Annotated in this window: 2 protein-coding genes; both read left to right on the top strand. The window is 67.7% G+C overall.

The window, feature by feature from the left end:
- Positions 1 to 132 precede the first annotated feature (132 nt).
- On the top strand, positions 133 to 576 hold the full coding sequence (locus Q0R63_RS23885) for a PA2169 family four-helix-bundle protein (RefSeq protein ID WP_295702790.1): 444 nt from the start codon (positions 133 to 135) through the stop codon (positions 574 to 576).
- Positions 577 to 972: 396 nt separating this feature from the next.
- Positions 973 to 1,635, top strand: a complete 663-nt coding sequence (locus Q0R63_RS23880; RefSeq protein ID WP_295702788.1) for an alpha/beta hydrolase — start codon at positions 973 to 975, stop codon at positions 1,633 to 1,635.
- Positions 1,636 to 2,106: the final 471 nt, after the last annotated feature.

The following is a 2,106-nucleotide window of genomic DNA, read 5'->3' as shown; positions in this document are numbered from 1 at the left end:
GGGGGGGGGGGTGGGGGAGGGTGGGGAGGGCGGGGAGGGCCCTGCGGGGGGTGCGCTGTTTGGGGTTGTCACCGGCGGGTACCACACGAAGTTCTGTGGCCACGCCCCGTGGTCCCTATCGAGGAGGACGATATGAGCGTTGACGAGAAGACGGCGAAAGGTTTGGTCGAGACGTTGAAGGACGGCCAGAAGGGTTTCGCGGCGTCGGCGGACAAGCTCGCCGACAGCACCGTGCCGCAGTGGGCGGACACGATGCGCCGTTTGCAGCTGCAGCGGGTCCAGTTCGCCCAGGAGATCGTGGCGTTCGGCCACGACGGTGGCGTCGACGTGGACGAGAGCGGGTCTGCCCTCGCCGCGGCGCACCGGGGCTGGTTGACGTTGAAGGACGCCTTGACCGGGGATAAGCCGTCGGGGGTGCTCGACGCCGCCGTCCAGGGTGAGGACCACACCGTGTCGGAGTACGAGAAGGCGTTGAAGGAGGACCTCAGCGAGGGTTTCCGCGCCATGGTGCAACGTCAGCACGACGAGATCGTCGCGGCCCGGGCCGAGGTCAAAGGCCTGCAAGCTCTCAGCTGAACCACCTGGCCAGGCCCGCCGTCCCGCGCCCTGAGGGCTTGTACCTCAAAGACGCGGTGCGGCGCCACGCCCCGCACGGGGTCGCACGGGGTAGGTAAACAGGGGGCCCTGACGATAAACAGGGGGCCCTGACAACTGCCGGTTCCGACGCGTTCGCTTTCTCCGGTGTTCGATCTATCAGGGAGTGTCATGCTTACTGGGCCGCCTTCGAAGACGCCGACGCCGCCGACGTCGGCGCCGACGCCGGGGTCGGGGTCGGGGTCGGGGTCGGGGTCGAACGCTGACGGGTGGACGGCTGCCTCACCTGTAGCCGGGCAGGCGGGACGGGAAGAGCCGACCGCCCACGCGAAGGTTCTGCCCGGGTCAGCCGTGAGGGCGACTCAGACGTCAGCCAGGGTGGTGTTCGTTCCCGGGTTGGGGCTGAACGAACGGTCGTGGCACAAGGTGCGCTCCCTCCTCAACGGGCCAAGTGTGGTGGAAGAACTTCCCTCGATGGGTGAGCCCGCCCCTCGAGGTACCGACCTGTTCGTGGACGCTCAAGCCCGGCGGTTGGTGAAGACTTTTACCATCGGTACACCCCTGATCCTGGTGGGGCATTCGGCGAGCTGCCCTGTCGTCGTCCAGGCCGCCGCGGTCTCGCCCGACGTGGTGGGGCTCGTCCTGGTCGGTCCGGTGACCGACCCGGCGGCACGGACCTGGCCGCGGATGCTCGCTCAGTGGCTACGATCCGCAGCCCATGAACATCCCGCCGAGGCGGCAGTGCTGCTGCCCCAGTACTGGCGTACCGGCCCGGCCGGCATGCTGCGAGGCATGAACGCGATCCGGTGGTTCCGTACCGACCTCACACTGGCTCAGCAGACCCTGCCCGTCGAAGTCGTCCGCGGCGTCAACGACCGGATCGCGACCCGCGACTGGTCCGCGCACCTGCGCCAGGTGTCCCAGGGCACCTTGACCTCAGTCGGCGCAGGCGGCCATATGATTCCACTGACCCACCCCGCAGCCATCGTCGCCGCGATCGAACGGGTCCGCTCCTCCCAGCGCACAAGCCCCTCGGGTTGACACCCACCCTCGGGTTGACACCCACCCGCGGCTGAGTATTTCCTCTGCCGGGAGACCGGGCCCTGTCCCTACCGCTGCTTGACGACACGGATCCACGTTGTAGCGTCCCTGTCGCGGGGTATCCCGTTACGGATTCAGTAGCGGGGTCACGCCAGCTAGGTTGCGCGCAGTAATTAGGTCGGTTCTGTCCGGCGTGTCGGTGGGTGCAGGGTGTAGTTCCAGTCGCCGGGGAATTCGTGGCGAATGCATGCTCTGCAGGTGAATCGTCAAACCGCGGATCGGCGAGCTGTCGCCGGAGCTCAACCCGGAACGCAAACGATCCGCGTGTGGTCCACTGGCAGTGGGACTTGAGGCCATGCCTGCATGCGGGTCAGCGGGTCGAGGTGATTCCTCCGTCGACGGCGATCTCGGCTCCGTGCAGGTAGGCCGTGTCGGCAGAGAGCAACCAGGCGACCGAGGCGGCGATCTCCT

It is taken from the genome of Lapillicoccus sp., from assembly GCF_025353065.1.
In the GTDB taxonomy this organism is placed as follows: Bacteria; Actinomycetota; Actinomycetes; order Actinomycetales; family Dermatophilaceae; genus Lapillicoccus.
This window is presented reverse-complemented; position numbering and strand designations above follow the sequence as displayed.

Coding starts and splice junctions, on each gene's coding strand:
- Q0R63_RS23885 (WP_295702790.1), top strand. CDS start 133: ATGAGCGTTGACGAGAAGACGGCGAAAGGTTTGGTCGAGACGTTGAAG.